Source organism: Rhizobium cerradonense (assembly GCF_030182455.1).
Lineage (GTDB): Bacteria > Pseudomonadota > Alphaproteobacteria > Rhizobiales > Rhizobiaceae > Rhizobium.
The window spans coordinates 355,376-381,113 of record NZ_JAQJCK010000002.1 but is presented as its reverse complement, the minus strand read 5'-3'; the positions used below and the strand labels follow the sequence as shown (position 1 = coordinate 381,113).

The window sequence follows — 25,738 nt, the reverse complement described above, 5'->3', positions numbered from 1 at the left end:
AATGGCTGATCTCCGCAATAATTTCATCGGCATCAAATCCCCGAACCCGTTCTGGCTCGCCTCGGCGCCGCCGACCGATAAGGCCTACAACGTCGAACGCGCCTTCAAGGCCGGTTGGGGCGGCGTGGTCTGGAAGACGCTCGGCGAGGAAGGCCCGCCGGTCGTCAACGTCAACGGCCCGCGCTATGGCGCGATCTGGGGCGCCGATCGCCGCCTGCTCGGTCTCAACAATATCGAGCTGATCACCGACCGCGACCTCTATACCAACCTGCGCGAGATGAAGCAGGTGAAGATGAACTGGCCGGACCGCGCCCTGATCGCCTCGATCATGGTTCCCTGCGAAGAACAGGCCTGGAAGGCCATCCTGCCACTGGTGGAAGAAACCGGCGCCGATGGCATCGAGCTCAATTTCGGCTGTCCGCACGGCATGTCCGAGCGCGGCATGGGCTCCGCGGTCGGACAGGTGCCGGAATATATCGAAATGGTCGTGCGCTGGTGCAAGCAATATACCCGCATGCCCGTCATCACCAAGCTGACGCCGAACATCACCGACATCCGCAAGCCCGCCCGCGCCGCCAAGGCCGGCGGCACTGACGCCGTGTCACTGATCAATACGATCAACTCGATCGTCTCCGTCGATCTCGACAATTTCGCGCCGAACCCCACGGTCGGCGGCAAGGGCAGCCACGGCGGCTATTGCGGCCCGGCAGTCAAGCCGATCGCGCTCAACATGGTGGCCGAAATCGCCCGCGATCCCGAAACCTACGGCCTGCCGATCTCCGGCATCGGCGGCATCACCACCTGGCGTGACGCGGCGGAATTCCTGGCGCTCGGCGCCGGCAACGTGCAGGTCTGCACCGCCGCGATGACCTACGGCTTCAAGATCGTCCAGGAGATGATATCGGGCCTCTCCGACTGGATGGACGAAAAGGGTCACCGCAATCTGGACGACATCATCGGCCGCGCCGTGCCGAATGTTTCCGACTGGCAGTATCTCAACCTCAACTACATCGCCAAGGCAAAGATCGACCAGGACGCCTGCATCAAATGCGGCCGCTGCTACATCGCCTGCGAAGACACCTCGCACCAGGCGATCACCAACATGCTCGACGGCGTCAGGCATTTCGAAGTGATGGACGAGGAATGCGTCGGCTGCAATCTCTGCGTCAGCGTCTGTCCCGTCGAAAACTGCATCACCATGGAAGCCTTGCCGGCAGGCGCGCTCGACAAGCGCACCGGTAAGGTCGTCGACCCGAACTACGCCAACTGGACGACCCATCCGAACAATCCGATGGCGCGGCAAGCGGCGGAGTGAGGATTCGCACGTAGCGTCCTGCCATCGCATGGAAGCTCGGCCAATATTGATGAAGCGGCGCGACCCTATGTGGGGTTGCGTCGCAGCCACCACCAGCCGCGAATGCCCGCGATGGCCAGCAATATGTATAGAATAGCCAGCACGGAACCCACTATTGGAAAGAGAAGAGCGTTAGCGGCCAAATTGATCAGATACAAAGGCATGACGATCGGTATTACGCGGAAAGAACCCGCCCGGATGCGCCAACCGACCGCGCTGATAAATAGACCAAGCGCAACGGTTAGGATCACCGCTATCGGATCATTATTCCGGGAGCCATTCGTAAGGGCTAAAACGGCCGTGGAAAGTCCGGCGAGGAAGATCGGCAATCCGCTCATTCTCGCCGCATAAGTTGCACTTTCATGATCAGAGATTCTGATCCAATACCACCGCTGACCGTCTTTTTCCGACACCCCTCGACACCGCCCGTTCACCGCACTGACCTTGCTGGGCTATCGCATAAATTGTGCGCATGGTAAATGGCGCTTCTCACTATAAGACTAGTAAGGCTATGTTCGCCGTATACCGAGACCATCGACGAAGAGCTTCTCCAGATAGCGGGCCGCGTCCTCAAAACGCCCCTCGCCCGAATGTTCCTGCCCAAGCACGGCGCGCACCTGCACGTCGAAATCCGCGTAATGCTGCGTCGTGGACCAGATGGAGAAGATCAGGTGATAGGGATCGCATTTGGCGATCTTTCCGGCCTTCGCCCAGGCGCGGATGACCTCGGCCTTTTCATCGACAAGGCTCTTCAGCGGACCTCGCAGTTCGTCCTCGACATGTGGCGCCCCCTGCAGCATCTCATTCGCGAACAGGCGGCTTTCCCGCGGAAAATCGCGGGCCATCTCCAATTTGCGGCGGATATAGGAGCGAATCTCGCTTTCGGGATTGCCATTGGCGTTGAAGGCGCGCAGGGGCTCCAGCCAGGTAAACAGCACGCGGTCGATCAGCGCCCGGTGCATGGCTTCCTTCGTGCGGAAATAATAGAGCAGATTGGGTTTCGACATGCCGGCGACTTCGGCGATTTGGTCGATGGTCGAGCCGCGAAAGCCGTGGACTGAAAATACGTCCAGCGCGGCTTCGAGTATCACTTCCTCTTTTTCTTCCTGGATGCGAGTGCGGCGTTGCGTCTTGGCGGCTCTGGGGATGGCCATGTCTGCTTTGTTTCTCCTTGAAATCCAAGCCCTTCGGCCAAGCCCTCATTCCCCTGCCCATGCCCTGATTTTGGGCAATTGCCTTTAATTTTGTCGGGAATTTTCGTGCTTTTCGTCTTGAGCGCCGCCACGGAAGTTGTAATGTTTACCAATCGGTCAAATTATCTGCCAGATGTCTTTTAAAGGCAACCGGCGATTTTCCGGGGCGACAAAAACAAGCAAGCGCACCGGAAGCGACCATCGGGAACAATTGGGCATGCGCCTTGCATGACCCGGGACAAACAGGTGAGGATTGCATCATGGTGGCAGCGCCAGGGGAAAACATGCGTATCAATGGCGATCGCCTTTGGGACGCACTGATGGACATGGCGAAGATCGGCCCCGGCATCGCCGGCGGCAACAATCGCCAGACGCTGACCGACGCCGACGCCGAAGGCCGCAGCCTTTTCAAGACGTGGTGCGACGAAGCCGGCTTGAAAGTGGGCGTCGACAAGATGGGCACGATGTTTGCGACCCGTCCCGGCACGGATCCGGATGCGCTACCGGTCTACGTCGGCTCGCATCTCGACACGCAGCCGACCGGCGGCAAATATGATGGCGTGCTCGGCGTGCTCGGCGCGCTGGAAGTCGTACGCACGATGAACGATCTCGGCATCAAAACCAAGCATCCGATCGTGGTCACCAACTGGGCCAATGAAGAGGGCGCACGCTTCGCCCCTGCCATGCTCGCCTCCGGCGTCTTCGCCGGCGTGCATTCGCTGGACTACGCCTATGGCCGCAAGGACCCGGAGGGCAAAACCTACGGCGAGGAGCTGAAGCGCATCGGCTGGCTCGGCGAGGAAGAAGTCGGAAGCCGCAAGATGCATGCCTATTTCGAATACCACATCGAGCAGGGACCGATCCTTGAGGCCGAGGACAAGACCATCGGCGTCGTCACGCACTGTCAGGGCCTGTGGTGGCTGGAATTCACGCTCACCGGCAAGGAAGCGCATACCGGCTCGACCCCGATGAACATGCGCGTCAATGCCGGGCTTGCCATGTCGCGGATCATCGAAATGGTGCAGGGCGTCGCGATGGACAGCCAGCCGGGTGCCGTCGGTGGTGTCGGCCAGGTCTTTTTCTCGCCGAATTCGCGCAACGTGCTGCCGGGCAAGGTCGTCTTCACGGTCGACATCCGCTCACCCGACAAGGCGAAGCTCGACCGCATGCGCGCCAGGATCGAGGCTGAGGCGCCGGTTATCTGCGACGCCCTTGGCGTCGGCTGCTCGGTCGAAGCCATCGGTCATTTCGAGCCCGTGACCTTCGATCCGAAGCTCGTCACCGCCGTGCGCGATGCCGCGGAGAAGCTGGGCTACAGCCATATGAACCTCATCTCCGGCGCCGGCCACGATGCTTGCTGGGCCGCCAAGGTAGCGCCCGCCACCATGGTCATGTGCCCCTGCGTCGGCGGCCTATCGCACAACGAGGCCGAGGAGATTTCCAAGGAATGGGCGACCGCGGGCGCGGATGTGCTGTTCCACGCGGTCTTGGAGACTGCGGAGATTGTGGCGTGACAGCCCTACTCGCGCAGCACCAGAATTTCACATATCGGGAGCAGACACCATGAGCACAGTCATCAAGGGTGGAACCATCGTCACGGCCGATTTGACCTATAAGGCCGACGTCAAGGTCGAAGGCGGCAAGATCGTCGAGATCGGGCAGAACCTGTCCGGCAATGAAGTGCTCGATGCTTCGGGCTGTTATGTCATGCCGGGCGGCATCGATCCGCATACGCATCTCGAAATGCCATTCATGGGCACCTATTCCTCCGACGATTTCGAGAGCGGTACGCGAGCTGCCCTTGCCGGCGGCACGACGATGGTGGTGGATTTTGCCCTGCCCTCGCCAGGCCAGTCGCTGCTCGAAGCGCTGACCATGTGGGACAACAAGTCCACGCGGGCGAACTGCGACTACTCCTTCCACATGGCAATTACCTGGTGGAGCGAGCAAGTCTTCAACGAGATGGAAGCCGTCGTCCGCGAGAAGGGTATCAACACCTTCAAGCACTTCATGGCCTATAAGGGCGCCCTGATGGTGGATGACGACGAGATGTTCTCCTCCTTCCAGCGCTGCGCCGAACTCGGCGCGCTGCCACTCGTTCACGCCGAGAATGGCGACGTGGTCGCGCAGATGCAGGCAAAACTGCTTGCCGAAGGCAATAACGGTCCGGAAGCGCATGCCTATTCCCGTCCCGCCGAAGTCGAAGGCGAAGCGACAAACCGCGCCATCATGATCGCCGACATGGCCGGCAGCCCGGTCTACATCGTTCATACCTCCTGCGAACAGGCGCACGAAGCCATCCGCCGCGCCCGTCAGAAGGGAATGCGCGTCTATGGCGAACCGCTGATCCAGCACCTGACGCTTGATGAAAGCGAATATGCGAATGCCGATTGGGACCATGCCGCTCGCCGCGTCATGTCGCCGCCCTTCCGTAACAAGCAACATCAGGACAGCCTCTGGGCCGGCCTCGCCTCCGGCTCGCTACAGGTGGTCGCCACCGACCATTGCGCCTTCACGACCGAACAGAAGCGTTTTGGCCTCGGCGATTTCACCAAGATCCCGAACGGCACCGGCGGCCTCGAAGACCGCATGCCGATGCTCTGGACCAATGGCGTCAACACCGGCCGCCTGACCATGAACGAGTTCGTGGCGGTGACATCGACCAACATCGCCAAAATCCTCAACATCTATCCGAAGAAGGGCGCAATCCTCGTTGGTGCCGATGCCGACATCGTCGTCTGGGACCCGAAGCGTTCGAAGACCATCAGCGCCAACACGCAGCAATCGGCGATCGACTACAATGTCTTCGAAGGCAAGCAAGTGACGGGCCTGCCGCGCTATACGCTGACCCGCGGCGTGGTTGCCATCGAGGAAAGCACGGTCAAAACGCAGCAGGGCCATGGCGAGTTCGTCAAGCGCGAGCCTTTCACCGCCGTCAACCGCGCACTCTCGACCTGGAAAGACGTCACGGCGCCGCGCAAGGTTCAGCGCAGCGGCATTCCGGCAAGCGGAGTGTGACGCTTGGCGACGGCGTTCCGCTCCATCAGCTCACAACGGCACATACCGCTCCAGATCCGGCAGCAGGACGACACTTTCCTGCTCGTTCGGATCGGTGCGGGCGATGATGGCTGTCGCCGGCCGGTCGCTGAGATTGGCGGGCAGATGCGGAACACCGGCCGGAATATAGAACATCTCGCCGGCGTGAACGACAACATGCTCTTCCAGCTCATCGCCGAACCAGCAATGCGTCTCGCCGGACAGCGCGTAGATCGCTGTCTCATGCGCGGCATGCAGATGCGCCTTGGCGCGTCCGCCCGGCGGGATCGTCAGGAGATGCATGCAGATGCCGGTCGAGCCCACTGTCTCGGCGGCGATCCCTTCGAAGTAGTTGAAGCCCTGTTTCCCGGCATAGGTACTGCCGGGCTGCACGATGCGGCAGGTGGGCTTCGATGAAACGCTCATGCCATTCCTCCATAAAATTCGATAGATCTTCGGCGTCCTTAGGTTCTAAAACCACCGCGATGCCACGTAGAATAACACGCAATCCGCCCCGACTGCGCGGCGAAAACATGACTGGTAGGTGTTAATGACGTCATCCGCTCCCTCCGTCGTCTCCGCGCGGAACCTCTGCCTCACCTACGAGACAAATGACGGGCCGGTGCATGCGCTGAGCAATGTCGATCTCGACGTGCGCAAGGGCGATTTCGTCTCCTTCATCGGCCCGTCCGGCTGTGGCAAGACCACGTTTCTGCGGGTCATCGCGGATCTCGAGCGCAAGACCTCCGGCGACATCACCGTCAATGGCATGACGCCGGAAGAGGCGCGCACCAACCGCGCCTACGGGTATGTCTTTCAGGCGCCCGCCCTTTATCCCTGGCGCACGATCGAAAAGAATATCGCTCTGCCGCTGGAAATTATGGGCTATCCCAGAAGTGATCATGCCAAGCGCATCGCGCAGACGCTGGATCTGGTCAATCTCACCGGTTTCGCGCACAAATACCCCTGGCAGCTCTCCGGCGGCATGCAGCAGCGCGCCTCGATCGCCCGTGCGCTCGCCTTCGACGCCGACCTGCTGCTGATGGACGAGCCCTTCGGCGCCCTCGACGAAATCGTCCGTGACCACCTCAACGAGGAGCTGCTGAAGCTCTGGAAGCGAACGAACAAGACCATCTGTTTCGTGACGCACTCGATCCCGGAGGCGGTTTATCTCTCCACGAAGATCGTCGTCATGTCGCCCCGTCCCGGCCGTGTCACCGATATCATCGACTCCACCCTTCCGCTCGAACGCCCGCTGGACATTCGTGAAACCCCTGAATTCCTGGAGATCGCCCATCGTGTCCGCGAAGGGCTGAGGGCAGGACACAGCTATGGGGAATAGGATCGCATCATGAACCCGCAATTCCTCCTCTGGCTTACCGGCGCCATGGCGATCTTCATCGGTGGCGCGACCGCTTCGCGGGCTTATATCGCCAACAACAACATATTGATCCTCGTCCTGGCCCTCATTCTCTATTGTGTGGGCAATTTGATGATGGTCCGGCTAATGCGCGAGGGCGGACTGGGCCTGGCGATTTCCGCCTCTGCCATCGCCCAGCTCGTGGTCGTCAATATCGTTGCCTTCGTCGTCTTTGGCGAGCGGCTCAGCATGCCGCAACTTGCCGGCGTTGGGCTCGGCATCGTCGCGATGGCGCTGATGCTGTTTCCGACGGAAAGAGGGGCGTGACCATGGAGAAGGAGCAATTCTTCAAGCACAAATTCGTGCCGGTTACGACCATCATACTGGCAATCATCCTGTTGTGGTACGCCTTTGCCGTTATTCTCAACACGCCCTTCCAGCGCGATCTCGACCGGCGCGCCAACGTCACCCCGACGACGATGGAATTCATCGGCAAAACGCTGTCACAGCCGAAGCCGATCCTGCCGGCGCCGCATCAGGTGGCGCAGAACGTCTTTGAAAACACCTTCCTTCGCGCGCCGACAAGCAACCGCAGTCTCGTCTACAATGCCTGGGTGACATTGTCCTCCACTGCGGTCGGTTTCGCCTTCGGTACGTTTCTCGGTATTCTGATCGCCGTCGGTATCGTGCATGTCGTCGCGCTCGATCGCAGCCTGATGCCCTGGATCATCGCCTCGCAAACCGTGCCGATCCTCGCCATCGCACCAATGGTCGTTGTCGTATTGGGTTCGATCGGCATCACCGGTCTCATTCCCAAGGCGCTGGTGTCGACCTACCTCTCCTTCTTCCCCGTCGCCGTCGGCATGGTGAAGGGATTGCGGTCGCCGGAGGTCATGCACCTCGATCTGATGCGCACCTACAATGCCAGTGCCGCGCAGACATTTTGGAAGCTGCGCGTGCCCGCTTCGGTCCCTTTTCTCTTCACCTCGATGAAAGTTGCAATCGCTGCCAGCCTCACCGGTACCATCGTTGGTGAACTGCCAACGGGCGCCGTCGCCGGCATCGGTGCCAAGCTGCTCGCAGGCTCCTACCAAAGCCTGACGATCGATATATGGGCGACGCTCGTCGCCGGCTCGATACTGGCGGCCGTGTTGATTGCCGTCGTCAGTATCGCAGCGCGTATCGTCGATCACGCCATGGGAGGTCGCGCGGCATGAAAAATCTTCATTTGTCGTGGCAAAGCACGCTCTCCCTTCTTCTTTGCCTTGCGGCACTCCCAGCTCTGCCGCTGCTTACCACCGATACCGCCACGCCCTTCAGTAGCGGGACCACTTTTGTCATTTTCATTCTCATTGGTGCCGCGGCCATTAGTTCCTTCATGAACCTGTCAGCAACGCTCTGCGCGGCGATCCTCTTCTTTGCCGCGCACGCAGCCGCCTGGCTGTTGCTGGCTGGAATATCGGGCAACGAAGGCAACGCTCTTGCATCGTTTTTCTTCCTGCTGGCCGCGGCCTGGCTGCTCGCCTGGCGTAGCGTTTCCATCCTTTCTATCATCCAGTCTCCCTCGACTGCCGACGGCTATACGTTACGGTTGCTGATTCCCGTGATCTTCGGCGTGTGGATCATCGTCATCTGGGAAGCGGTGACACGCGGGGCCGGTATTCCTTTCATCCTCCTGCCGCCGCCAAGCGCCATCGGCGCGCGGATTGCCGGCTCCATGTCGATTCTCTGGACGGATGTTCAACAGACGATCTTCCGATCGGTTCTGATCGGCTACATCATCGGTTGCTCCAGCGGCTTTATCGTCGCCATCCTTGCCGATCGCTTCGCCTTCCTGCGTCGCGGCCTGCTGCCGATCGGCAATCTGGTCTCCGCTCTGCCAATCATCGGCGTCGCGCCGATCATGGTCATGTGGTTCGGCTTCGATTGGCAGTCGAAAGCGGCCGTCGTCGTCATCATGACCTTCTTCCCGATGCTGGTGAACACGGTTGCCGGCCTCGCCGCCGCCGGTCATATGGAGCGCGATCTCATGCGCACCTATGCATCGAACTATTGGCAGACGCTGTTCAAGCTTCGCCTGCCCGCCGCGGCTCCCTTTATTTTCAATGCGCTAAAGATCAACTCGACGTTGGCCCTTATCGGTGCCATCGTGGCAGAGTTCTTTGGTACACCCATGTCGGGCATGGGCTTTCGCATCTCGACCGAAAACGGTCGGTTGAACCTCGACATGGTCTGGGCCGAGATCGCGGTTGCCGCGGTTGCGGGTTCCGTCTTCTACGGTATCGTCGCCGTTCTCGAACGGATGACGACGTTCTGGCATCCGTCTATCCGTGGTGGAAAGACGTAGTTCAGGATCCTGCCAAGGGATCAGGGCATAACTTCAGAGGGAAAAGGACAAAAAATATGAAAAAACTGATGGTCGCATTGATGGCAAGCGCGATGGCGTTGGCCGCAGCGCAGGCGGCGATGGCTGCCGACAAGGTGACGCTCCAGTTGAAATGGGTGGCGCAGGGTCAGTTCGGCGGCTACTTCGTCGCCAAGGACAAGGGCTTCTACAAGGAGGAAGGCCTCGACGTTGACATCAAGCCGGGCGGCCCGGATATCGCGCCGGAGCAGGTGATCGCCGGCGGCGGCGCCGATGTCATCGTCGACTGGATGGGCGGCGCTCTGGTTGCCCGCGAAAAGGGCGTGCCGCTGATCAACATCGCCCAGCCCTACGACAAGTCCGGCCTTGAGCTGATCTGCCCGAAGGACGGTCCGGTGAAGACCGAAGCCGATTTCAAGGGCCATACGCTCGGCGTCTGGTTCTTCGGCAACGAATATCCCTTCTTCGCCTGGATGCACAAGATCGGCCTGAAAACCGACGGCGGCAAGGATGGCGTCACTGTCCTGAAGCAGAGCTTCGACGTTCAGCCGCTCGTCCAGAAGCAGGCCGACTGCATCTCGGTCATGACCTATAACGAATACTGGCAGGCGGTCGATGCCGGCTTCAAGCCGGAAGATCTGATCGTCTTCAACTATAGCAAGCTCGGCAACGACCTTCTGGAAGACGGCCTCTATGTCAACGAGACCAAGCTGAAGGACGCTAAGTTCAAGGCCAACATGGTCAAGTTCGTTCGTGCTTCGATGAAGGGCTGGAAATACGCCGTCGAACATCCGGATGAAGCCGCCGAAATCGTCATGGACAATGGCGGTCAGGACGAAAACCATCAGAAGCGCATGATGGGCGAAGTCGCCAAGCTGATCGGCAACGGCAAGCTCGACGAGAAACTCTACGACCGCACGGTCGCCGCCCTTCTCGACCAGAAGATCATCAGCAAGAAGCCGACCGGTGCTTATACGCATGAGATCACCGACGCCGCGCTGAAATAGGGCTGGCTTCAAAAAACGGGAGAAACGCGCGGGGCCTATGCCACGCGCGTTTTTTTCATTTTGTAACAGGGATGATAAAAGGCTGGCTTTGTCGCCGCATTTGCCTGAAAAGCCATGCGTCGATCAAGCATCTGAATGCAAATATCACGAGCGCGTGATTGATTCGCGATGCAACGCCCATTAGAATTACGCGCGCGCCAGAAATCATTTTCTCGTGATCTTGCAAGATTTGGAAATCGTTCCCACCTAATGGGGCAAATTGAGGATGAGGGACTTGCAGGCATGACAGACGGATATTGATCCGCCGGAAAGAGCCGGCCCGCACGCATTAATCCCCCGTGCTCGCGACGGAAAACAGCGAGATCCCTTTTACACGAAGTACCGAACTGGAATTGGACGCATGGCCTTTAAGCCGCATAGATTTCTGAGCACGACTGCGATGTTGCTTGTTCTCCTGACGGCGCCGGCGGCCTTTGCCGAAGAGCCCACCGTCACCACGCCGAAGCAGAACCTGCCTGCAATCGTCGTTACACAGGCTGTGACGCGCAAATTGACCGACAAGGTCGTCGCAACCGGCACGGTGAAAGCCGTGGACGAGGTCTATATCCAGCCGCAGGTGGACGGCCTGTCGATCCGTTCGCTCAATGCCGATGTCGGCGACAAGGTCGAGGCGAACAGCACGCTCGCCACGCTGAACGACGATGCGCTGGTCCTGCAGAAGAGCCAGATGGAAGCAACGAAGGCCAAGGGCGAAGCAACGCTCGCCCAGCTTCGCGCGCAGCTCACCGAGGCCCATGCCAATGCCGAGGAGGCGGAATTACAGCGCGTCCGCGCGGTCGCCATGGGTGCCAAGGGCACCGTCTCGACGTCCTCGGTCGAGCAGGCGAATGCGACGGCCGCCGCCAACAAGGCGCGCGTGGCCTCCGCCGAACAGGCGATCGCAGTTGCCGAAGCCGATCTCAAGGTCATCGACAGCCAGATCGCCGATACCGATCTGAAGCTCGCCCGCACGGGCGTCAAAACCCCGGTCGCCGGCACGGTCGCCTCGCGTAACGCCCGCATGGGAGCCATCGCCAACGGCAGTGGGGACCCGCTGTTTACCATCATCCGCGACAGCGATCTGGAGCTGGTGGTCGATGTCTCCGAAAGCGACATCACCAAAATTACCCTTGGCCAGAAGGCGTTGATTTCGCTTTCCGGCAGCCGCGAAAAACTCACCGGCTCCGTCCGCCTGGTGGCGCCGATCGTCGATGCCGTTACCCGCCTCGGCGCCGTCCACATCTCCATCGATGACGACGAAAAGGCGCGCGCGGGCATGTATGGCAGCGCCGAGATCATCATCCGCGAGACACAGGGCGTCTCCCTGCCGCTGACGGCGGTCAACAGCGACGAAAATGGCTCTTCCGCCCGCAAGGTAGAGAGTGGCGTCGTCAAATTCGTCAATGTCCAGACCGGCATTCAGGATGGCGCTTACGTCGAGATCGTCAAGGGCCTGAAGGATGGTGACGAAGTCGTCGCCAAAGCCGGCGCCTATGTCCGCGACGGTGATCACATCACGCCTGTCAAAGAAGCTCCGCAAGCGTCCAACTGAACGAGAACGGCAAGATGAACTTTTCCGCCTGGTCCATCCGAAATCCGATCGCGTCGCTTCTGGCCTTTTTCCTGCTGATGGTGGTGGGCGCGCACGCCTTCTTCAATCTGCCGATCACCCGTTTTCCGAATATCGACGTGCCAGTCGTCAACGTGACCGTGACGCAGAGCGGTGCCTCGCCTGCCGAACTCGAAATGCAGGTGACGAAGGAAGTCGAAGACGCCGTCGCCAGCATTAACGGTATCGACGAGATCCAATCGACGGTGACCGACGGACAGTCGCAGACCGTGGTCATCTTCCGCCTGGAAGTGCCGACGCAGCAGGCCGTTCAGGATACCAAGGACGCGATCGACCGCATTCGCGGTAATCTGCCGTCGACCATCGACGAGCCGATTGTCTCCAAGGTGGATGTCGAAGGCCAGGCGATCCAGAGCTTTGCCGTTTCCTCGCCGAATATGTCGCTCGAAGAACTGTCCTGGTTTGTTGACGATACGGTCAAGCGCGCGCTGCAAGGTCAGACCGGTATCGGCCGCGTCGACCGCTATGGCGGCGCCGACCGCGAAGTGCGCATCGAACTCGATCCGAACAAGCTGAATGCCTATGGCATCACCGCGCTTTCGGTGAGCCAGCAGTTGCGCGGCACCAACATCGATCTCGGCTCCGGTCGCGGCCAGGTGGCCGGCAGCGAGCAGGCAATCCGCGTCCTTGGCGATGCCCGCGATGTCGCCCAGCTCGCCGACACCACCATAGCCTTGACCAACGGCCGTTTCGTCAAGCTCTCCGATCTCGGCGTCATCAAGGATACCTATCAGGAGCCGAAGTCCTTCTCGCGCTTCAACAGCGCGCCCGTCGTGACCTTCGGCGTGTTCCGCGCCAAGGGTGCCAGCGAAGTATCCGTCGCCAAGACCGTGGACGACACCCTGACCAAGGTGCGGGCCGAAAATCCGAATGTCTCGATCGAGATGATCGACGACGCGGTCTATTACACCTACGGCAACTACGAAGCGGCAATGCACACGCTGCTGGAAGGCGCGTTGCTGGCGGTCATCGTCGTCTTCCTGTTCCTCAAGAATTGGCGAGCGACGTTGATTTCGGCCGTTGCCCTGCCGCTTTCGGCGATCCCCACCTTCTGGGTCATGAACCAGATCGGCTTCTCGCTGAACCTGGTCAGCTTCCTGGCGCTGACGCTGGCGACCGGTATTCTCGTCGACGACGCCATCGTCGAGATCGAGAACATTGCCCGCCATATCAAGATGGGCAAGACGCCCTATCGCGCTGCGATCGACGCCGCTGATGAAATCGGCCTCGCGGTCATTGCGACGACCTTTACCATCATCGCCGTCTTCGTGCCCGTCTCCTTCATGCCGGGCATTCCCGGCCAATATTTCATCCAGTTCGGCCTGACGGTCGCCTTCTCGGTATTCTTCTCGCTGCTGGTCGCGCGCCTCATCACGCCGATGATGGCCGCCTATTTCATGCGCGCCGAAGATGCCGTCGAGGACCATCACGACAATGACGGCCGGTTCATGCGCGGCTATAGCTGGCTGGTTCGGATAACGACCAAGAGATGGTATACGCGCTATCCGACATTGCTTGCGGCCTTTGCATTCTCCGTTGCCTCCGTCTTCGCTCTGATCATGTTCGTGCCCGGCAGCTTCATCCCGCCGGATGATTCCTCCCGCATCGTGCTGTCGGCCGAACTGCCGCCGAATGCCCGGCTCGACGACACAGAGCAGGCAACCAACGAGATTTACAGGCGCGTCAAGGATATCGATGGCGTCGAGAATGTGTTCGTCCTTGGCGGCGCCTCGCCGAAGGGCGATCTGGAGCTGCGCCGCGCCACGGTAACGCTGACGCTCGGCAAGCTCGACCAATCGCTCGTCAAGAAGCTGGTCAACGATGTGGCGGGTTCGCTGCCCGTGATCGGCCCCTACCTGCCGAAGGTTGCCGTCCATGGGCGCGTGAAGCCGCAGTGGGAGGTCGAGAAGGAAGTCTTCGCCAAGCTGCGCTCGATCCCCGACGTCCGCATCACCAAGCTTAATGACCGCGGCGACCGTGACCTGACCTACAACTTCCTCTCCCGCAACGAGAAGGATCTGAACGAAGCAGTCGGCATCCTCGAAGCCAAGTTGCGCACCGATCCGGCGCTTGCCAATGTCAGCGCCGACGGCGCCCTGCCCCGGCCGGAGCTGCAAGTCTATCCGCGCAAGGACGAGGCTGCCCGTCTTGGCATTACGCCGCAGATGATTTCCGACACGGTGCGCGTTGCGACCATCGGCGATATCGACGCGTCGCTTGCCAAGATTTCGCTCGATGACCGCCAGATCCCCATCCGCGTGCAGGCTGCAATCGGCATGCGCCGCGATCTTGCCGCGATCCGGGCATTGCGCATCAAGACCGCCACCGGCGCGTCTGTGCCGATGTCGAGCGTGGCCGATATCGACTATTCGGAAGGCCTCTCTTCGATCAAGCGCAACAACCGCTATCGCGTCGTCGCGATCGGCGCCGACCTGCCGCAGGGCGTGGCGCTAGACACGGCTTCAAGCCATTTCCTCGCCACCGTCAACAGCGCCAAGATCCCGGCCAGCGTCCATCTGGCGGAAAGCGGTGACACCAAGGTCCAGAAGGAAATGCAGCAGAGCTTCGGCAACGCCATGCTGCTCGGCCTTCTGCTCGTTCTGACCGTGCTGGTGCTGCTGTTCAAGGACGTGATCCAGCCTTTCACCATCCTGCTGTCGCTGCCTCTGGCGATCGGTGGCGTGGCGCTGGCGCTGATCGTGACCGGCAATGCTCTCTCCATGCCCGTCATGATCGGCATCCTGATGCTGATGGGTATCGTCACCAAGAACGCCATTCTGCTCGTCGATTTCGCCATCGAAATGATGCACCATGGCATGCCGCGACTGGAGGCCGTGGTCGAGGCCGGCCGCAAGCGCGCACGGCCGATCATCATGACCTCGATCGCCATGTCCGCCGGCATGTTGCCGTCGGCGCTCGGCGTCGGCGAAGGCGGCACGTTCCGCGCGCCGATGGCGATCGCGGTGATCGGCGGCATCATCGTCTCGACCGTCCTCAGCCTGGTGGTCGTGCCGTCCTTCTTCCTGATCATGGACGACCTGTCGCGCCTGCTTGCCTGGCTTTTCGGCCGCCTCGTCGGCAAGAAGGATGTGAACGACGAGGTTCTGACCAAGGAAAAACTGGCAGCAGCCGTCGACGAAAACCGCAAGTCGCTCACAGCGTTGGAAGAACGTTTCGACGCCATGGAAAACAAGGACGTCCCGCAGCGCGGTGCGTCCGCCAAGACGAATATCCTGAAGCTGCCACCGTTCGCCGCCGAATAGAGCGGCAAATCGGGAAACGGAAGACAATGGCGGGGCGGCTTACAGGCCGCCCTGTTCCTTTAGGAAGTCGACGATCGTTCCGACGCCATCGCCGCGTTTCATATCGGAGAACACGAAGGGACGGGCCTGGCGCATGCGAGTCGCATCGCGGTCCATGACGTCGAGATTGACGTCGACGAAGGGCGCGAGGTCCTTCTTGTTGATGACGAGAAGGTCGGATTTGGTAATGCCGGGACCGCCCTTGCGCGGAATTTCCTCGCCCTGGCAGACCGAGATCACATAAATGGTGATATCGGCGAGATCCGGCGAAAAGGTCGCCGCCAGATTATCGCCGCCGGATTCGATGAAGACGACGTCGAGATCGGGAAGCCGCTCGTTGAGGCCGGCGATGGCCTGCAGGTTGATCGTCGCGTCTTCGCGAATGGCGGTGTGCGGGCAACCGCCGGTTTCGACGCCGACGATCCGATCCGAGGTCAGCGCCTGCATGCGCACCAGGGCCTCGGCATCCTCGGTCGTGTAGATATCGTTGGTCACCACCGCGACGGAATAATCGTCGCGCATTGCCTTACAAAGCTTTTCGGTCAACGCCGTCTTGCCCGAGCCGACAGGCCCGCCGATGCCGACGCGTAAGGGTCCATTTCTCGATTTCATGCTCGAAACTCCGATAAAAACATAGAATAGCGAGGCAAACGCGTCTCGCACAGCGGCGAATGACGTAGGCTCTGCTTCGATCGTAATATTTGCCTGCGCCCTTCCCTCAGGATCGAAAGAGCCGGGTGCCCTGCGTCTCATGACGAAGGCTGGCAATGTCAGCCTGCACGGTCGCGGCACCGAGATCGTCTAGGCTCGATTGCGCCGCCCGCTTTGCGACCTCGGCGATGACGTCTCCCAGCGCCGCCAGGATCGCGACACCGTCCTTCTGTCCAGTCACCCCGAGGCGAATACCGGCCGACAGCATCTGCGACGCCAGCGCATGCAGGAAAGCCGCGAGTGCCTTTTCCCTTGCGATGTCATGCGCGCCAGCCACAGCACCGACCGCCACCGGATAAGCCGTTTTCGCCGGCAGCATGGAAAAGACCGGATGCGGCCAGGCGCTGGCGGCGGAAAGAAAAGCTTCGCCGAGCAGCATGGTCTCCTGATGGCGCTCCTTCGAGCCGGCCAGTGCTTCGGCAAGCTCGGCCGCCGCGGCCAGCCGCGCCGCATCCTCGGCCGCGCCATGCGCCTCAGCAAGCAAGACAGCATCGTTCCAGACCGAGCCATGGCGGATCAATGCGACGATCCAATCCCGAAGGCTCGCCGTGTCCCGCACCAGACCATCATGGACAGCGCGTTCCAGCCCGCCCGAATAGGCGAAGGAACCGACGGGGAAAGCCGGCGACAGCCAAGCCATCAGCCGCAAAAGCGCCTGCAGATCGCCATCCTCCGCCGCTGAAATCCCGCCCATCATGTTCAGTCGCGCGAATGATCGTGATGGTCATGCCCGTGATCATGATTATGGGCATGATCATGATGCCCGTGATCGTGACCGTGCGAATGGCCGCCATGAGCATGATAGGCGCCACGCGCCGGCTGGAAGGCTTCGCTGACCTCGGTTACCGTTGCGCCGAGGCCTTCGAGCATGGAGCGAATGACATGATCGCGCAGGATGAGGATACGGTCTTCCTCGATCTGTGCCGAAAGATGCCGATTGCCGAGATGCCAGGCGAGCTCGATCAGATGCCGGCGATCGCGCGGCTTGATCTCGAACAGCTTTTCCGCCGCGGCGACGATTTCGATCAATTCGCCGTCTTCGCGCACCAAAAGATCACCGTTGGCAAACAGAACCGGCTCCTTCAGATCGAGCATGACCATCTCGCCATTTTCGAGATGCAGCAGTTTGCGGCGCAGATGCCGGAGATCATGCGGCAGCACGACACGATCGATCGGATTGGAGGATGGGGTGCCGGCCGGCAGATAGGAAGTGACGCGTAGCATGACCTGTCCAGTTCAAAACTTTATCAGACCATGCAAAATAGCCGCTTTCCGCGCAAGGACCAGTGCCGGTTTCGCAGATCTATATTCCATGGCCGTATCGATGCGGCTCCACATGGTCGGGCGCCGTTTCTTGTCCCTCCTCGACCGACCGGCGTTGCCAGACATGGTTCAGCCATTCGCTTTCATGAACGACACGATTGCGGCCAAGCGCCTTGGCGAGATACAGCGCCTTGTCCGCGGCGGCATAGACGAGTTCCTTCTTGCGCTCGCCCCACATATCCGCAATCCCTGCGGAAATAGTGATCTTCACTGCGCCGCCTTCGACGGCGATGGCGTGATCGGCAATCCGCGTTTTCACGCCCTCGATGCGGGCGATGCGTTCGGCCATGTCGCGGCCATGGACGATGGCGCCAAACTCCTCGCCGCCGAGGCGGGCAATCACATCCCTGCCCTTGAAGATGCCAGAAAAGATTTGCGACACGGCGATGATGACGGCATCGCCCGAAGCATGCCCGTAGCGGTCATTGATCGTCTTGAATCGATCGACATCGAAGATCACCAGCGAGGCATCGTCTTTCGCCTCCTCCAGCGCATCGGTAAAAGCGCGACGGTTCAGCAATCCCGACAACATGTCGGTTCGGCTCAGCCGTTCGAATTCGGCGCGTGAGACCGCGAGCTTGTGAATGGCATAGCCGGCCAGCAGCGCCAATACGCCGGAGACCGTTCCGCCGATGAGCCAGGCGAGCAGCAGGCAGAGGCGGATCGCCTCCAGTATCGGCAACGGCAACAGGCCAAGCCATTCGACGACTGGCAGCATCACGAGAATGATGGCGACGGACAGGATGACCGCTAGAAAACTCATCTTTAGCGCGAAAATATATATCGTGCGACGCTGCTGGAAATTACCGAGTTCGGCCTGCAGCGAAATCCACCGTTTCATGCGAATCACCTTCCTCAGCCCATCAATTCGATGATTTGAGATAGGGGCGAACGCTCTTCCAGGTCTTTAACGCGATCGTTAAAATGCTGGACATTTCTCAACTTATGAACTGCTGAGATTTGGCATCAAACTCACGCGTGCCCTTACGTGAGGTTGCGACGCGAACGAGCGCCGATACAAGTCTCTGATTATGCTGCAATAGTTTGGGGTCTTCACGAAAAACCCCTGAAATCCAGGGGCTCTCGTAATCCACAGGCGATGAAACGTCGCAGTTCCCGTTAAAACAGGAAATAACGTTGCGCCATCGGCAGCACCGTCGCCGGCTCGCAGGTCAGAAGCTCGCCATCGGCGCGCACTTCATAGGTCTCCGGATCCACTTCGATATGCGGCGTCAGGCTGTTGTGAACCATCGACGCCTTGGAAATCCCCCCGCGGGTATTCTTGACGGCAACAAGGCTCTTGGCGACGCCGAGCCTTCCGGCAAGTCCGGCGTCGAGCGAAGCCTGCGACACGAAAGTAACCGAGGAGTTTGTCAGGCTCTTGCCAAAAGAGGCAAACATCGGGCGGTAATGCACCGGCTGCGGCGTCGGGATGGAGGCGTTCGGATCGCCCATGGGAGCGGCTGCGATCGAGCCGCCGAGCAGGACCATATCCGGCTTCACTCCGAAGAAGGCCGGGTTCCAGATCACCAGATCGGCGCGCTTGCCGGCTTCGATCGAGCCGATCTCATGGCTGAGGCCATGGGCGATCGCCGGATTGATCGTGTATTTGGCGATATAGCGTTTGACGCGGAAATTGTCGTTGTCGCCGGTTTCCTGGGCAAGGCGGCCGCGCTGGCGCTTCATCTTGTCGGCGGTCTGCCAGGTTCGGATCGCCACTTCGCCGACGCGGCCCATGGCCTGGCTGTCGGACGAAATGATCGAGAAGGCACCGATATCGTGAAGAATGTCTTCCGCCGCAATCGTCTCCTTGCGGATGCGGCTTTCGGCGAAAGCAATGTCTTCCGGGATCGACGGCGACAGGTGATGGCAGACCATCAACATGTCGAGATGCTCGGCAATCGTGTTAACCGTATAGGGACGCGTCGGATTGGTCGACGACGGTATGACATTCGACTGGCCGCAGATCTTGATGATGTCGGGCGCATGGCCGCCGCCTGCCCCTTCGGTATGAAACGCATGGATGGTACGGCCCTTGATGGCGCCGATCGTGTCTTCGACGAAGCCACTTTCGTTCAACGTATCCGTGTGGATCATCACCTGCACATCATATGCATCGGCGACCGTGAGGCAGCAGTCGATCGCGCCGGGCGTCGTCCCCCAATCCTCGTGCAGCTTCAACGAGGTGGCGCCGGCAAGCACCATCTCCTCGAGCGCGCCGGGCAGCGAGGCATTGCCCTTGCCGGCAAAGGCGAGGTTCATCGGAAAGGCGTCGGCAGCCTCGATCATGCGGGCAATATGCCATGGGCCGGGCGTGCAGGTGGTGGCGAGCGTTCCGTGCGCCGGTCCCGTGCCGCCGCCCAGCATGGTCGTCAGCCCGCTCATCAGCGCCTCTTCGATCTGCTGCGGGCAGATGAAGTGGATATGGCTGTCCATACCGCCAGCCGTGACGATCTTGCCCTCACCTGCGATCGCCTCCGTGCCCGGACCCACGATGATGTTGACGCCCGGCTGCATGTCCGGATTGCCGGCCTTGCCGATCGCGACGATCCTGCCGTCCTTGAGGCCGATATCAGCCTTAACGATCCCCCAGGTATCGACGATCAGCGCGTTGGTGATGACGGTGTCGACAGCACCGTTCGCCCGCGTCACCTGGCTCTGCCCCATGCCGTCACGAATGACCTTGCCGCCGCCGAACTTCACCTCCTCGCCATAGGTGGTGAAATCCTTCTCCACCTCGATGAAAAGTTCCGTATCGGCAAGCCGCACCTTATCGCCGGTGGTCGGCCCGAACATGTTGGCATAGGCCGCGCGGGAAATCTTATAGGGCATAAATCAGGCTCCTTGGGAGGAAAGAATGGGAGTCTTGTTGGCGATGCGCCTCAGGCGACCGAGGGAAATATAAAAGTCGACCAGCCGTTTCTCCGCCGCAAACGGATGGCCATCCCATCCGGTATGGCTGAAGCCGGTGATGGCGATGTCATCATCTGGATAGCGCAAAAGCAGATCGGCAATGACAACCATGCCGCTGCTCGGCACGATATAGGCACCCGGTTCGTGCGCCGCGAGCGCTTCATCGACGCTCTCATGAACCGATTGGTCGATAACCACATGACGTTTGCGTGTGGCATTACAGAAAGCGGTGAATTGATCCGTGTAGTCATCGCAGAAATCGTTGAGTTCCGGATGCGACAACGCCAGTGGCGCGCGTAGCGCAGCAAACTTGCGAGGGTCACGGACGCTCCAGATTTCCGACGCGGCGGCGATCGGCGGACTGTTGCGCCATTCGGCAGAACCGAGCATCGCTCGCGCCGGTCGGCCGGTGTTGCAGACCGCGACGATATCGGTGCGGCTGCCGCTCAACGCAACGGAACGGCAATCGTTGAAACGCACGACCAGATCGGCGGCGGCGATCTCTTTCGCCGCCGCTTCTGCGATCTCGCCGTTGCCGACGATCATGATCCTGCGTTTTGCGCTCACTGCGCACCCTCCGGCCCATCGGCCAGTGCCTTTAGCTCTTTGGTCCGCTGCTTCGTCAAGGTCGCCTTGCATCCGGAAACGAGCATGGGCTCCATAGAACCGCCTCTCGCCTCGAAGCCCTCCGCTTCGCATTGGCCATCGCGATAGTCGACCCAGGCGCGTTGCGCCTTGACCAATGCCTTTTCGGCGCCTTTTTGGTCGGCATCGAGATCGGCATCGGTGGCAACCATGGCCGCACGCGTCTTTTTGTATTGCTCGTTCAAAGCCTTGTCGGCCTTGTCGTAGTCGCGCTGCGAGCAGATGTTCATGTCCATCTGCGTCTCTGCATTATTGCAATCGACCTCCGGCTGGTCCGTATCGTTTTGCGCATGGGCCGAGCCGCACATCAAAACCATCGCAACACATGCACCGGACGCAAGCATTCTCAAAGACATACCGCCTCTCCCCGTTAGCCTCAGAGTTTGCCCATGATCTGCTGGCGGAAGCCGTAGACCTCGCGCTTGCCGGAGAGCGGGATCAGCGTCACCGAGCGCGTCTGGCCCGGCTCGAAACGCACTGCGGTCCCTGCGGGGATATCGAGACGCATGCCCTTGGCTTTGTCGCGGTCAAAGGCAAGACCACCGTTCGTTTCGGCAAAATGATAGTGGCTGCCCACCTGCACCGGCCGGTCGCCGGTATTGGAGACCTCCAGCGTTATCGTCGGCGCGCCGGCGTTCAGTTCGATATCGCCGCTTGCGGCAAGAATTTCGCCTGGAATCATGGTTTTTCCTCTGCCGTCGTTCAGCGGATCGGCTCGTGCACGGTCACGAGCTTCGTTCCATCCGGAAACGTCGCCTCGACCTGTACGTCATGGATCATCTCGGCAATTCCCTCCATCACCTGCTCGCGGGTGATGACATGGGCGCCCGCTTCCATCAGTTCGGCGACCGGGCGGCCGTCGCGGGCACCTTCGACGACGAAGTCGGTGATCAGCGCGATGGCTTCCGGATGGTTGAGCTTGACGCCGCGCTCCAGCCGCCGCCGTGCCACCATTGCCGCCATGGAAATCAACAGCTTATCTTTTTCTCTCGGAGTGAGGTTCATCGCCTACCTATGTAATTGCTATTTGCTCGAACTACAGATTCCAGACTTTCGGCACTGGCGTTCCGTTACGCAAGGCGGAAATGACCGGGATCAGGATTTTTCTAAGTGCGAAGCCGTCGGACGCCGCCAGCCGTACCACCAGCTTGTCGCGCCATTGGCTGGCACCGCCCATATGCTCCCCAACGAGCGGCCGCACCTTGGCGAGATAGGTCTCCGCCAGCGGCCCGGCATAGAGCAGAGTCGCAAAGGCAACCTGGCCGCTCAGAACGGCATGTTCGGCCGTCAACGCTGCGACATCGCCATCGAGCCTCAGCTCCTCGGCATGGATCAACCGGTCGGCGCGGCGGATGCGCCAGCGGTCGCGAAACAGCCCCCGCACCATCGCCTCGCCCATCGCCTTGCGGCCCAGCAAAATTGCCTCGACGGCCAGAAATTCGGCGGTCTCGTCAAGATCGACATCGAGCCTGCGCGACAGCGAGGCGCGATCGAACAGAATGGTTTCCTGCGGCAACCAATCGACACGCGCGTCAGTATCGACCTTGATCGAAGTCACGACTTCAGCGGTGCCTGCGGATGCTTTATAGATTTTCTCGCAGGCCTGGGTGGTCACATCGATGCGTGTGCCGGGTCCCGCGACGATGCTCCAATCCATCCGGTCGCCGCCGGTCAACCCGCCGGCGGTGTTGATGATGACGGCTTCCATGGAATTGTCGAACGTGTCAGGCAGGCGAATCTTCGCCGCACCTTCTTGGAAAAGTTCGGCAAGGCGCGTGCGCCCATCAAGCGCCTTGGCCGCCAGATGGCCGCGCCCGCGCGCCCTCTGCGGTCTTGTGCTCGCCGCTGCCATCGCCATCCTGCCTCTGCGCTCCTCACATCATGCCATCGCCGGTCTTTGAAACCCGTCAAGGAGTAAAGGCAAGCAATTTCTGTGCCTTATGCAACGCCCTAGAACACCGGTCTGCTGCGGCTGGCATCCGCTGCATTTTTCGCCAGACGATGAAAAGAGTGGCAATGGCTGCGCTTCTACGGCGGTAAAGGCAGCGCCGACGGAATCAAGCCACCCGATCCGGCGGCTCGCGCCCTTCGAAAAAAGCGGTGATATTGTCCACCACCTTCATTCCCATGGCCGTGCGCGTCTCTTCGGTCGCGCTGCCAAGATGCGGCAGCAGCACGACATTCTCCATCGCCTTCAATTTCTCCGGCACATTCGGCTCCGCTTCATAGACGTCGAGGCCGGCGCCACGGATGGTGCCTTGCTCCAGGGCTGAAATCAGCGCTGCCTCGTCGACGACATCGCCGCGGGCGGTGTTGATCAGGAAGGCGCCAGGCTTCATGGCGGCGAAACGGGCAGCATTCATCAGGTGACGGTTCTCGGCGCCGCCAGGGCAATGCAACGACACGAAATCGGAGGCTGCAAGCACATCCTCGATCGTCGGCAATTGCACCGCGCCGTACCGCGTTGCTTCCATCGGATCGACCGCAGAGCGATTATAGAAGACGACCTCCATGCCGAAACCGAAATGACAGCGCTGCGCGAAAGCCTTGCCGATGCGGCCGAAACCGATGATGCCGACGGTTTTGCCGGTGACCTTCGTGCCGATCAAGTGCGTCGGCCGCCAGCCGCTCCATTCGCCGGCACGCAGCTCGCGTTCCCCTTCCCCGGCGCGGCGCGCCACGGACAGCAGCAGCAGAATGGCGATATCGGCGGTACAATCGGTCAGCACCCCCGGCGTGTTGGTGACGACGATGCCCTTGGCCTTGGCGGAAGCGACGTCGATATGATTGAAGCCCACGCCGAAATTGCCGACGATTTTTGTCCTGATGGCATCGCCTTCGAAAAGCGCGGCCGGCAGTCTATCGGAAACGGTCGGCAGCACCGCATCATAAGATAGCAGGGCCTCGCGCAACTGCCGGGCATCGAGCGCTATATCATCCGAATTGAACGTCGCTTCGAAGCGCTCGGAAAGTACGGCCTCCACCGCGGCCGGCCAGCGCCGGGTGACGAGAATACGGGGTCTGGTCATGCTGCATCTTCCTCCTGCCGAGATAGGCTCAGACTTAGAGCACGATCGCCGCAAAGGAAATGCTGTCATCACAGCTTGAATGCAAAGAAGCCCGGCCAATGACCGGGCTTCCAGATCGAACGCATCACCGGAAAGCCGGCGATGCAGATGCTTATTTTTCCATTTCGGCGTAGTTGTACTTGCCGTCGGAACCCTTCGACCACTTGTACATCACGTAGTCCGGACGGGTGATGTCGCCCTTTTCGTTGAAGCCGAGTTCGCCGATGGCGGTCTTGTACGGACCCTTTGCCTTCAGCGCGTCGGCAACGGCCATCGGGTCGTTGGAGCCGGCAGCCTTTGCGGCGTCGGCGATGACCTGCATGGCAGCATACGCATAGAGCGTGTAGCCTTCCGGCTCATAGCCCGCAGCGCGGAACTTGGCGACCAGATCCTTGGAAGCCGGGTTCTTGCGCGGATCCGGCGCGAAGGTCATCAGCGTGCCGTCAACGGCGTCGCCGGCGATCGAAGCCAGCTCGTTCGAGACGATACCGTCACCGGACATGAAGTGAGCCTTGACGCCCTGGTCGGCCATCTGGCGCATGATCAGGCCGGCTTCGGTGTGCAGACCGCCGTAGTAGACGAAGTCGACACCAGCTTGCTTCATCTTGGCGATGAGGGCCGAATAGTCCTTGTCGCCGGGGGTGATGCCTTCGTAGAGAACTTCCTTCACGCCGGCAGCGTTGAGGTTCTTCTTGGTTTCGTCGGCAAGGCCCTGGCCATAGGGGGTCTTGTCGTGAACGACGGCAACCTTGGCACCCTTGAAGTTGTCGGCGATGTACTTGCCGGCAACGGCACCCTGCTGGTCATCACGACCGCAGGTACGGAAGGTGTTCCACAGGCCACGTTCGGTGAATACCGGGTTGGTGGAAGCCGGGGTGATCTGAAGGATGCCGTTTTCGGCATAAACTTCCGAAGCCGGGATGGAAACGCCCGAGTTGAAGTGGCCGACAACGAACTTGACGCCGTCAGCGACGAACTTGTTGGCGACCGAAACGCCCTGCTTGGCGTCGGAAACGTCGTCGCCGAGTTCGAGCTTGATCTTTTCACCGTTGATGCCACCGGCAGCGTTGATGTCCGCTACGGCCTGCTCGGCACCCTTTTGGAGCTGAGAGCCGAACGCAGCATTTGCACCCGTCAGCGGGCCTGCAACGCCAACGATGATGTCAGCCTTCGCAACGCCGCTGAGCGCGATCATCGCCGACAGAGCCACGGCCGACAGAAGATACTTCTTCATATTGTTACTCCCAATTTTTTGAGCGGGTTCCGTTTGAGTTGCCCTGCGCAATACCCACCAATCATCGCGCCGGTAAGCTTGTATTTCGAAGTAGGGAGGACAGGATCCCGAAAAATGTCGAGCGGTTTTCGGATAGGATCAAGCCCACCTTGTATTCAGACTGAGCCTAGTTTCGGCGCACTGTCAATTCTTCTTCTTCCACGAAAAGGCCGAGGTCTTTTCGTAGAGCCAGTAGTAGTTGTTCACCATCTGGTAGGTGCGGCGGTAGCGATAGCTGGCCGTCGAGAAGATGAGGAGAAGGACCACGTCGAGAATATAGTTGCCGAGGTCGAATACCGGGCCGTTGAACAGCGCGTGATGCAGGAATTGCAGCCCGAGGCCGATCAGGAAAGTATAGATGACCGCCAGCGGGTAGGAGTTCCAGTTGCTCGCCACGGCGCGGCCGGCGCGCCACGCCGTCCAGAAACCCAAAAGAACGATAACCACACGAATGACGAGGCGCCCGCCGGTATCGCTTTCGAAGAAAAGTCCCTGCATATCAAATTCTCCGCAAAACGA

General features: G+C 60.3%; 26 protein-coding genes. 10 read left to right on the top strand and 16 right to left on the bottom strand.

Annotation, left to right across the window (positions count from 1 at the left end):
- Window position 1 precedes the first annotated feature (1 nt).
- Entirely contained in the window at window positions 2-1,315 is a 1,314-nt protein-coding gene (gene preA / locus PH547_RS05990) for an NAD-dependent dihydropyrimidine dehydrogenase subunit PreA (protein WP_285167766.1), read from the top strand.
- 65 nt (window positions 1,316-1,380) lie between these two features.
- Here the strand turns inward: preA and PH547_RS05985 are convergent, their stop codons facing one another.
- Both PH547_RS05985 and PH547_RS05980 read right to left on the bottom strand, forming a co-directional pair.
- Complete coding sequence (locus PH547_RS05985) at window positions 1,381-1,767, bottom strand: hypothetical protein (RefSeq protein WP_285167765.1); 387 nt, start codon at window positions 1,765-1,767, stop codon at window positions 1,381-1,383.
- Between the two features lie 96 nt (window positions 1,768-1,863).
- Window positions 1,864-2,508, bottom strand: a complete 645-nt coding sequence (locus tag PH547_RS05980; protein WP_285167764.1) for a TetR family transcriptional regulator C-terminal domain-containing protein — start codon at window positions 2,506-2,508, stop codon at window positions 1,864-1,866.
- A gap of 299 nt (window positions 2,509-2,807) precedes the next feature.
- Between PH547_RS05980 and PH547_RS05975 the strand changes: the two genes are divergently transcribed.
- Window positions 2,808-4,061 carry a Zn-dependent hydrolase gene (locus PH547_RS05975; protein ID WP_285167763.1) on the top strand — a complete coding sequence of 418 codons (1,254 nt, stop codon included), beginning with the start codon at window positions 2,808-2,810 and terminating at the stop codon, window positions 4,059-4,061.
- Window positions 4,062-4,110: 49 nt separating this feature from the next.
- Window positions 4,111-5,565 (top strand): dihydropyrimidinase, encoded by a 1,455-nt coding sequence (gene hydA, locus PH547_RS05970; RefSeq protein ID WP_285167762.1) that lies wholly within the window; start codon window positions 4,111-4,113, stop codon window positions 5,563-5,565.
- Between the two features lie 30 nt (window positions 5,566-5,595).
- On the opposite strand, the gene PH547_RS05965 is transcribed toward hydA, so the two are convergent.
- Window positions 5,596-6,009 carry a cupin domain-containing protein gene (locus PH547_RS05965; protein WP_104823984.1) on the bottom strand — a complete coding sequence of 138 codons (414 nt, stop codon included), beginning with the start codon at window positions 6,007-6,009 and terminating at the stop codon, window positions 5,596-5,598.
- Between the two features lie 124 nt (window positions 6,010-6,133).
- Between PH547_RS05965 and PH547_RS05960 the strand changes: the two genes are divergently transcribed.
- From PH547_RS05960 to PH547_RS05930, 7 genes are all read left to right on the top strand, one after another.
- Window positions 6,134-6,925 carry an ABC transporter ATP-binding protein gene (locus PH547_RS05960; protein WP_285167761.1) on the top strand — a complete coding sequence of 264 codons (792 nt, stop codon included), beginning with the start codon at window positions 6,134-6,136 and terminating at the stop codon, window positions 6,923-6,925.
- A 9-nt stretch (window positions 6,926-6,934) separates the two neighbouring features.
- Entirely contained in the window at window positions 6,935-7,270 is a 336-nt protein-coding gene (locus tag PH547_RS05955; protein ID WP_285167760.1) for a hypothetical protein, read from the top strand.
- 2 nt (window positions 7,271-7,272) lie between these two features.
- Complete coding sequence (locus PH547_RS05950) at window positions 7,273-8,160, top strand: ABC transporter permease (protein ID WP_285167893.1); 888 nt, start codon at window positions 7,273-7,275, stop codon at window positions 8,158-8,160.
- Window positions 8,157-9,290, top strand: coding sequence for an ABC transporter permease (locus PH547_RS05945; RefSeq protein ID WP_285167759.1), 1,134 nt, complete (start codon window positions 8,157-8,159; stop codon window positions 9,288-9,290). Before PH547_RS05950 ends, PH547_RS05945 begins: the two co-directional genes overlap by 4 nt.
- 56 nt (window positions 9,291-9,346) lie before the next feature.
- The gene (locus PH547_RS05940; protein ID WP_104823989.1) at window positions 9,347-10,315 is read left to right on the top strand and encodes an ABC transporter substrate-binding protein; all 969 of its coding nucleotides are present in this window, start codon (window positions 9,347-9,349) and stop codon (window positions 10,313-10,315) included.
- Between the two features lie 400 nt (window positions 10,316-10,715).
- Entirely contained in the window at window positions 10,716-11,906 is a 1,191-nt protein-coding gene (locus PH547_RS05935; protein ID WP_104823990.1) for an efflux RND transporter periplasmic adaptor subunit, read from the top strand.
- Between the two features lie 14 nt (window positions 11,907-11,920).
- Window positions 11,921-15,247, top strand: a complete 3,327-nt coding sequence (locus PH547_RS05930) for an efflux RND transporter permease subunit (protein ID WP_260303092.1) — start codon at window positions 11,921-11,923, stop codon at window positions 15,245-15,247.
- 39 nt (window positions 15,248-15,286) lie between these two features.
- On the opposite strand, the gene ureG is transcribed toward PH547_RS05930, so the two are convergent.
- The 13 genes from ureG to PH547_RS05865 all read right to left on the bottom strand — a co-directional run bounded on the left by ureG (window position 15,287) and on the right by PH547_RS05865 (window position 25,717).
- Window positions 15,287-15,898 (bottom strand): urease accessory protein UreG, encoded by a 612-nt coding sequence (gene ureG / locus PH547_RS05925; protein ID WP_104823992.1) that lies wholly within the window; start codon window positions 15,896-15,898, stop codon window positions 15,287-15,289.
- Window positions 15,899-16,004: 106 nt separating this feature from the next.
- Complete coding sequence (locus tag PH547_RS05920; protein ID WP_104825179.1) at window positions 16,005-16,691, bottom strand: urease accessory protein UreF; 687 nt, start codon at window positions 16,689-16,691, stop codon at window positions 16,005-16,007.
- A 5-nt stretch (window positions 16,692-16,696) separates the two neighbouring features.
- On the bottom strand, window positions 16,697-17,221 hold the full coding sequence (gene ureE, locus PH547_RS05915; protein ID WP_104823993.1) for an urease accessory protein UreE: 525 nt from the start codon (window positions 17,219-17,221) through the stop codon (window positions 16,697-16,699).
- 79 nt (window positions 17,222-17,300) lie between these two features.
- On the bottom strand, window positions 17,301-18,161 hold the full coding sequence (locus PH547_RS05910) for a GGDEF domain-containing protein (RefSeq protein WP_104823994.1): 861 nt from the start codon (window positions 18,159-18,161) through the stop codon (window positions 17,301-17,303).
- Window positions 18,162-18,439: 278 nt separating this feature from the next.
- A complete protein-coding gene (gene ureC / locus PH547_RS05905) occupies window positions 18,440-20,152 on the bottom strand; it encodes an urease subunit alpha (protein WP_104823995.1) in 1,713 nt (570 codons plus the stop codon).
- A gap of 3 nt (window positions 20,153-20,155) precedes the next feature.
- Entirely contained in the window at window positions 20,156-20,779 is a 624-nt protein-coding gene (locus PH547_RS05900; protein ID WP_104825180.1) for a Urease operon accessory protein, read from the bottom strand.
- A 17-nt stretch (window positions 20,780-20,796) separates the two neighbouring features.
- On the bottom strand, window positions 20,797-21,234 hold the full coding sequence (locus PH547_RS05895) for a lysozyme inhibitor LprI family protein (protein WP_104823996.1): 438 nt from the start codon (window positions 21,232-21,234) through the stop codon (window positions 20,797-20,799).
- Between the two features lie 20 nt (window positions 21,235-21,254).
- Window positions 21,255-21,560, bottom strand: coding sequence for an urease subunit beta (locus tag PH547_RS05890; RefSeq protein WP_104823997.1), 306 nt, complete (start codon window positions 21,558-21,560; stop codon window positions 21,255-21,257).
- 20 nt (window positions 21,561-21,580) lie between these two features.
- On the bottom strand, window positions 21,581-21,883 hold the full coding sequence (locus PH547_RS05885) for an urease subunit gamma (protein ID WP_104823998.1): 303 nt from the start codon (window positions 21,881-21,883) through the stop codon (window positions 21,581-21,583).
- A 31-nt stretch (window positions 21,884-21,914) separates the two neighbouring features.
- Window positions 21,915-22,736, bottom strand: coding sequence for an urease accessory protein UreD (locus PH547_RS05880; RefSeq protein ID WP_104823999.1), 822 nt, complete (start codon window positions 22,734-22,736; stop codon window positions 21,915-21,917).
- 199 nt (window positions 22,737-22,935) lie between these two features.
- Window positions 22,936-23,907: a 2-hydroxyacid dehydrogenase gene (locus PH547_RS05875; protein ID WP_104824000.1), complete on the bottom strand. Its 972-nt coding sequence runs from the start codon at window positions 23,905-23,907 to the stop codon at window positions 22,936-22,938.
- 151 nt (window positions 23,908-24,058) lie between these two features.
- Window positions 24,059-25,180 (bottom strand): branched-chain amino acid ABC transporter substrate-binding protein, encoded by a 1,122-nt coding sequence (locus PH547_RS05870; RefSeq protein ID WP_104824001.1) that lies wholly within the window; start codon window positions 25,178-25,180, stop codon window positions 24,059-24,061.
- 183 nt (window positions 25,181-25,363) lie between these two features.
- A complete protein-coding gene (locus PH547_RS05865; RefSeq protein ID WP_104824002.1) occupies window positions 25,364-25,717 on the bottom strand; it encodes a DUF6867 family protein in 354 nt (117 codons plus the stop codon).
- Window positions 25,718-25,738: the final 21 nt, after the last annotated feature.

Bases quoted from the DNA above. Each gene is read 5' to 3' on its own strand.
- hydA (WP_285167762.1), top strand. From the start codon at position 4,111: ATGAGCACAGTCATCAAGGGTGGAACCATCGTCACGGCCGATTTGACC.
- PH547_RS05945 (WP_285167759.1), top strand. From the start codon at position 8,157: ATGAAAAATCTTCATTTGTCGTGGCAAAGCACGCTCTCCCTTCTTCTT.
- PH547_RS05900 (WP_104825180.1), bottom strand. From the start codon at position 20,779: ATGATCGTCGGCAACGGCGAGATCGCAGAAGCGGCGGCGAAAGAGATC.
- ureG (WP_104823992.1), bottom strand. From the start codon at position 15,898: ATGAAATCGAGAAATGGACCCTTACGCGTCGGCATCGGCGGGCCTGTC.
- PH547_RS05930 (WP_260303092.1), top strand. From the start codon at position 11,921: ATGAACTTTTCCGCCTGGTCCATCCGAAATCCGATCGCGTCGCTTCTG.
- PH547_RS05885 (WP_104823998.1), bottom strand. From the start codon at position 21,883: ATGAACCTCACTCCGAGAGAAAAAGATAAGCTGTTGATTTCCATGGCG.
- PH547_RS05865 (WP_104824002.1), bottom strand. From the start codon at position 25,717: ATGCAGGGACTTTTCTTCGAAAGCGATACCGGCGGGCGCCTCGTCATT.
- PH547_RS05875 (WP_104824000.1), bottom strand. From the start codon at position 23,907: ATGACCAGACCCCGTATTCTCGTCACCCGGCGCTGGCCGGCCGCGGTG.
- PH547_RS05955 (WP_285167760.1), top strand. From the start codon at position 6,935: ATGAACCCGCAATTCCTCCTCTGGCTTACCGGCGCCATGGCGATCTTC.
- PH547_RS05895 (WP_104823996.1), bottom strand. From the start codon at position 21,234: ATGTCTTTGAGAATGCTTGCGTCCGGTGCATGTGTTGCGATGGTTTTG.
- PH547_RS05965 (WP_104823984.1), bottom strand. From the start codon at position 6,009: ATGAGCGTTTCATCGAAGCCCACCTGCCGCATCGTGCAGCCCGGCAGT.
- preA (WP_285167766.1), top strand. From the start codon at position 2: ATGGCTGATCTCCGCAATAATTTCATCGGCATCAAATCCCCGAACCCG.
- PH547_RS05960 (WP_285167761.1), top strand. From the start codon at position 6,134: ATGACGTCATCCGCTCCCTCCGTCGTCTCCGCGCGGAACCTCTGCCTC.
- PH547_RS05890 (WP_104823997.1), bottom strand. From the start codon at position 21,560: ATGATTCCAGGCGAAATTCTTGCCGCAAGCGGCGATATCGAACTGAAC.
- ureE (WP_104823993.1), bottom strand. From the start codon at position 17,221: ATGCTACGCGTCACTTCCTATCTGCCGGCCGGCACCCCATCCTCCAAT.
- PH547_RS05935 (WP_104823990.1), top strand. From the start codon at position 10,716: ATGGCCTTTAAGCCGCATAGATTTCTGAGCACGACTGCGATGTTGCTT.
- PH547_RS05870 (WP_104824001.1), bottom strand. From the start codon at position 25,180: ATGAAGAAGTATCTTCTGTCGGCCGTGGCTCTGTCGGCGATGATCGCG.
- ureC (WP_104823995.1), bottom strand. From the start codon at position 20,152: ATGCCCTATAAGATTTCCCGCGCGGCCTATGCCAACATGTTCGGGCCG.
- PH547_RS05975 (WP_285167763.1), top strand. From the start codon at position 2,808: ATGGTGGCAGCGCCAGGGGAAAACATGCGTATCAATGGCGATCGCCTT.
- PH547_RS05910 (WP_104823994.1), bottom strand. From the start codon at position 18,161: ATGAAACGGTGGATTTCGCTGCAGGCCGAACTCGGTAATTTCCAGCAG.
- PH547_RS05880 (WP_104823999.1), bottom strand. From the start codon at position 22,736: ATGGCGATGGCAGCGGCGAGCACAAGACCGCAGAGGGCGCGCGGGCGC.
- PH547_RS05920 (WP_104825179.1), bottom strand. From the start codon at position 16,691: ATGGGCGGGATTTCAGCGGCGGAGGATGGCGATCTGCAGGCGCTTTTG.
- PH547_RS05940 (WP_104823989.1), top strand. From the start codon at position 9,347: ATGAAAAAACTGATGGTCGCATTGATGGCAAGCGCGATGGCGTTGGCC.
- PH547_RS05980 (WP_285167764.1), bottom strand. From the start codon at position 2,508: ATGGCCATCCCCAGAGCCGCCAAGACGCAACGCCGCACTCGCATCCAG.
- PH547_RS05950 (WP_285167893.1), top strand. From the start codon at position 7,273: ATGGAGAAGGAGCAATTCTTCAAGCACAAATTCGTGCCGGTTACGACC.